General features: G+C 73.3%; 5 protein-coding genes. All 5 read left to right on the top strand.

What is annotated here, in order from left to right; genetic code table 11:
* The coding region (locus ACWD4P_RS37820) for a transposase (protein WP_449782767.1) at positions 1–223 on the top strand (223 nt) is incomplete at its 5' end.
* Positions 224–415: 192 nt separating this feature from the next.
* Positions 416–1,642, top strand: coding sequence for a hypothetical protein (locus tag ACWD4P_RS37815; protein ID WP_449782766.1), 1,227 nt, complete (start codon positions 416–418; stop codon positions 1,640–1,642).
* Between the two features lie 136 nt (positions 1,643–1,778).
* Entirely contained in the window at positions 1,779–3,416 is a 1,638-nt protein-coding gene (locus tag ACWD4P_RS37810; RefSeq protein ID WP_359818509.1) for an ABC-F family ATP-binding cassette domain-containing protein, read from the top strand.
* 153 nt (positions 3,417–3,569) lie between these two features.
* Complete coding sequence (locus ACWD4P_RS37805; protein ID WP_359818512.1) at positions 3,570–4,253, top strand: nitroreductase family protein; 684 nt, start codon at positions 3,570–3,572, stop codon at positions 4,251–4,253.
* Positions 4,254–4,503: 250 nt separating this feature from the next.
* A complete protein-coding gene (locus tag ACWD4P_RS37800; protein WP_449782765.1) occupies positions 4,504–5,055 on the top strand; it encodes a GNAT family N-acetyltransferase in 552 nt (183 codons plus the stop codon).
* Positions 5,056–5,199: the final 144 nt, after the last annotated feature.

The following is a 5,199-nucleotide window of genomic DNA, read 5'->3' as shown; positions in this document are numbered from 1 at the left end:
CCTGCTACGGCGGCGCGGCATCAAGCCGATGATCGCCCGACGCGGCGTCGCCCACGGTTCCGGACTCGGCAAGGTGCGCTGGGTCGTAGAGCGCGCCTTCGCCCGGCTCCACCAGTTCAAACGCCTCCGCACCCGCTACGAGCGACGCGCAGACCTCCACCGGGGACTACTCGACCTCGCCTGCAGCATCATCTGCCTCCGGCGCCTTCGAAAGTCATTCTGAAACGATCTTTTACCAGGCGGAGGCCCGGTGCCCGTCGCGTGCCGATCCGGTGACGGCCCCACCCGGGCCCCGCACGGAATTCGGGAGTTCCCCGACCGCATGGCAGACTCCTCCCCTGCCATGCCTGCGGCCGAGTGGGGCCGCACCCGGGGACGGGCCGCGTGGCGGTAGTCAACAGGGGGATTTGAACTCATGTCACCGATATCCCGGCCGGGCCGTGCCGTCCTGGGCGCCTCCGTCGCCGCGCTGACCATGGTGGTCGCCACCGCGTGCGGGCCCGACAACGCCGACCCGGCCGTGACCGCGGCTCCCGGCACCACGGCCGGCGCCTCCGGTACGCCGGGCGCGGCTCCGATCAAGCTTCCGACGCTCGACGAGCTGAAGACCTGGAAGCTGGAGGACTGGGACAAGTGGGCCCAGGCCAACGTCATCACTCCGGCGGTCAAGGGCTACTGGACGCTGCAGAAGCTGCTGGAGGCCAAGCCGAAGCCGCTGCCGCAGCCCGCGCCCGACGCGACCCAGCCGCCCGCGCAGCCCACCGGCGCCGCGCCGGCCACCAGCGCGCCCACCAGCGCCGCGCCGAGCGCCAAGCCCACCGCGGCCCAGCCCGGCGGCGGCGCGGACCAGCTGCCCGCGATGGTCCCGGCCAAGCCGGTGGCGCACCCGTTCCCGAAGAACATGCACGTCAACGGCAAGATCTTCTTCAAGGACGGCAACGAGGACTACGTGTGCTCCGGCACCGTCGTCTCCGACCCGGCCAACCCGGGCAAGAGCAACCTGGTGTGGACCGCCAGCCACTGCCTGCACGGCGGCAAGGGCAACAAGTACTACACCGACATCACCTTCGCCCCGGCCTTCAACAGCAACGGCGTGCTGAGCAACGGCAACAAGCAGGCCAAGCTGGAGGACGCCGAGCCGTACGGCGAGTGGACCGCCACCTCCGGCATGGTCTCGCCGCAGTGGGCCGCCGAGGCCGACCCGGAGAAGGGCGGCCCGTGGAGCCAGTACGACTTCGGCATCGTCAAGGTCGCCAACCCGAACCCGGGCGGCAAGTCGCTGGAGGAGACCGTCGGCGGGTCCGTCCCGCTCTGGTTCAACGCCCCGCGTGACCAGGTCGGTGCCGTCAGCAACTACGGCTTCCCGGAGGGCAAGCCCTTCGACGGCGTCGAGCTGGAGCACTGCGACGGCGGCAAGCCGTCCACGAAGACCGGCGACCCGAGCCGCCCGGCGATGCTGCTGATCGGCTGCAACATGACCGGCGGCAGCAGCGGCGGCGGCTGGTACGCGACCAAGGACGGCAAGCCCGCCCTGGTCAGCGACACCTCCATCGGCAACGGCGCGAACACCTACGAGGCCGGGCCGTACCTGGAGGACGTGGCCCAGCACATGTTCGAGTACTTCTCGAAGAAGGCCAAGTGATCAAGGCCAAGTGATCCGGGCCAGGTGATCAGCGCCTGGTGATCAGGGCCCGGTGATCCGGGGGTCGTGGCCGAGCCGGCCGCGGCCCCCGCCTTTTTCTGCTGCGCGCCCGGATCCTCCTACAATCGGCCCCATCATGAGCGCGACACTCGTAGTCAAGGACCTCAGCGCCGGCCACGGCGAACGCACCCTCTTCTCCGGCCTGGACCTGGTCATCGCCCCCGGCGACGTGATCGGCCTGGTCGGCGTGAACGGCGCCGGCAAGTCGACCCTGCTGCGGCTGCTGGCCGGACTGGACGCCCCCGAGGGCGGCTCGCTGCGGCTGAGCCCGGCGAGCGCCAACATCGGCCACCTGCCGCAGGAGCCCGAGCGGCGCGAGGGCGAGTCGGTGCGCGACTTCCTGGCCCGCCGCACCGGCGTGGCGGCCGCGCAGACCGCGCTGGACGAGGCCACCGAGGGCCTGGTGGAGGGCCGGCCGGGCGCCGACGACGCGTACGCGGCGAGCCTGGACCGCTGGCTGGACCTCGGCGGCGCCGACCTGGAGGAGCGCGCCGAGGAGGTCGCCGACTCGCTCGGGCTGAAGGTCTCCCTCGACCTGCCGATGACCGCGCTCTCCGGCGGCCAGGCCGCCCGCGCGGGCCTGGCCTCGCTGTTGCTCTCCCGCTACGACGTGTTCCTGCTGGACGAGCCCACCAACGACCTCGACCTGGACGGCCTGGAGCGGCTGGAGGCCTTCGTCAAGGGCCTGCGCGCCGGCACCGTGCTGATCAGCCACGACCGCGAGTTCCTGGCCCGCACCGTGACCAAGGTGCTGGAGCTGGACCTGCACCAGCAGCAGGTCAACCTGTACGGCGGCGGTTACGAGGCGTACCTGGAGGAGCGGGCGGTGGCCCGCCGGCACGCCCGCGAGGAGTACGAGGAGTACGCCGACACCAAGGCCTCGCTGGAGTCCCGGGCGCAGATGCAGCGCAACTGGATGGAGCACGGCGTCCGCAACGCCCGCCGCAAGGGCGGCGACAACGACAAGAAGGCCCGCGCCACCCGCGCCGAGTCCACCGAGAAGCAGGCCTCCAAGGCTCGGCAGACCCAGCGGATGATCGAGCGGCTGGACGTGGTCGAGGAGCCCCGCAAGGAGTGGGAGCTGCGGATGGAGATCGCCACCGCGCCGCGCTCCGGCTCGGTGGTCGCCACCCTGCGCGCGGCCGTCGCCCGGCGCGGCGACTTCGCCTTCGGGCCGGTGGACCTGCAGATCGACTGGGCGGACCGGGTCGCCATCACCGGCGCCAACGGCGCGGGCAAGTCCACGCTGCTGGCCGCCCTGCTCGGCCGGCTCGAACTCGACGGCGGCAGCGCCTCGCTGGGCTCCGGCGTGGTGGTCGGCGAGGTCGACCAGGCGCGCGGCCTGTTCCTGGGCGGGGAGCCGCTGCTGGAGGCCTTCTCGGCCGCGGTGCCGGAGCTCTCGCCGGAGGACGTGCGCACCCTGCTGGCCAAGTTCGGCCTCAAGGCGGTGCACGTGCTGCGTCCGGCCGGCACCCTCTCCCCCGGCGAGCGCACCCGGGCCGCGCTGGCGCTGCTGCAGGCCCGCGGGGTCAACCTGCTGGTGCTGGACGAGCCCACCAACCACCTGGACCTGCCCGCGATCGAGCAGCTGGAGTCCGCGCTCGGCTCGTACACCGGCACCCTGCTGCTGGTGACCCACGACCGGCGGATGCTGGACACGGTGTCGGTGAACCGGCGGATCGAGGTCCGGGACGGTCGGGTGCACGAGCTGTAGCACCGGGCGCTGTCCGGAAGCGGCGGCCTTCCGGAGGCGGCGGTCTTTCGGAGGCGGGCGGCCTTCCGGAGGCGGGCGGTCTTTCCGGATTGGTCTCTACCTATCGGTCTGGACCTCTTCCCGGAGGGGCCGTCATGTGCTGTGCTGTCCGCCATGGTTGACAGCACAGACAGCGCCGTGGCGGGGACGTCCCACCCGACCGTCCCGCTCATCCCCATGACGGTGCCCGCCCACGAGGCCGAGGCCCGCAGCAGGTCCTTCCACGACGTGATGGCCCAGCGCCGGACCGTCCGCGACTACTCCACCCGCCCGATCCCGGACGGGGTGGTCGAATGGGCGGTCCGGACCGCGAGCACCGCGCCCAGCGGCGCGCACGTGCAGCCCTGGCGGTTCGTGGTGATCACCGATCCGGAGCGCAAGCGGCGGCTGCGCGAGGCGGCCGAGGCCGAGGAACGCGAGTTCTACGACCACCGGGCCTCGGAGGAGTGGCTGGCCGCACTCGCCCCGATCGGCACCGACTGGCGCAAGCCGTTCCTGGAGGACGCGCCGGCCGTGATCGTGGTGTTCGAGGTGCACAAGGGCCCCGAGTCGCCGCGCCCGTACTACACCAAGGAGTCGGTGGGGATCGCGGTCGGACTGCTGCTGTCCACGCTGCACCAGGCCGGCCTGGCCACGCTCACCCACACCCCGAGCCCGATGAAGTTCCTCAACGAGGTGTGCGACCGCCCGGCGGAGGAGCGGGCGGCGTACGTGATCCCGGTCGGCTACCCGGCCGAGGGGGCGCGCGTGCCGGATCTGCGGCGCAAGGAGCTCGACGAGGTGATGGTCCGGCTCTGACGCGCCGGGGTGCGGCCGGGCGCGCCCGCCACCGGGGGGATAACCGATGGTGACAGGTCCCGGCCAAGGACATAATCGCCGTCATGAGCCAAGCACAGCCACGCTCCTGCGGCCTGCCCCCGGCCGCGGGGTGACCGCCGCCCGGGCGGCGGAAGCGGCCGCGTCCCCGGTGCCGGAAGCGACCGTCGGCCGGGCACCGGAAGCAGCCGCGTCACGGGGGCCGGAGACCGCCGCGGCCCCCGTGACGGAGGTGACCGCCGGTCGGCCGCCGGAACGGCTGCGGCTGCCCGGCGGCCTCTGGCTGCGCCGGCGCCGCAGCACCCACACGGCGGCGCTGAACCGGGCCGTCCACGCCAACCTGGACCACCTGCGGCCCTGGATGGAGTGGGCGGCCGAGGCCCCCTCCCGGGCCCAGACCGCGGAGCTGACCAGAGCCGGCGCGGCCGCCTGGGAGGCCGGCACCGACTTCATCTACCTGGCCGGCCTGGACGCCGAACCCGGCGGCGTGATCGGCGCCTTCGGCCTGCACGGGCGGATCGGGCCGGGCGCGCTGGAGATCGGGTACTGGGTCGCCGCCGGGCACGTCGGCCGCGGCATCGCCACCGCCGCGGCCGGGGCGCTGACCGAGGCCGCGCTGGCGCTGCCCGGGATCGCCCGGGTGGAGATCCGCTGCGACCGGGCGAACGGGGCCAGTGCTGCCGTCCCGCGCAAGCTCGGGTACCGGCTGGACCGGATCGCCGACGTCGCCGTCCGCGCCCCGGGCGAGACCGGACGGCAGCTGGTGTGGGTGATGGAGCGCTGACGCCGCCGCGGCAGGGGCGGCAACGCTGTGGTGCGGCCCGGTGAGGCCCGGTGCGGTCCGGGCCACCCCGAGGCCCGGGTGAAGAACGTCTAGACCGACCCGGCCCGGGTCTTCTTCGCCGACCTGACCGGCAGCGGCCGCAAG

This window comes from Kitasatospora sp. NPDC002543 (genome assembly GCF_053594915.1).
Note: the sequence above shows the minus strand (reverse complement) of the source record. Positions and strands in the feature narration are given on the sequence as shown.

Coding starts and splice junctions, on each gene's coding strand:
- ACWD4P_RS37805 (WP_359818512.1), top strand. CDS start 3,570: ATGGTTGACAGCACAGACAGCGCCGTGGCGGGGACGTCCCACCCGACC.
- ACWD4P_RS37815 (WP_449782766.1), top strand. CDS start 416: ATGTCACCGATATCCCGGCCGGGCCGTGCCGTCCTGGGCGCCTCCGTC.
- ACWD4P_RS37810 (WP_359818509.1), top strand. CDS start 1,779: ATGAGCGCGACACTCGTAGTCAAGGACCTCAGCGCCGGCCACGGCGAA.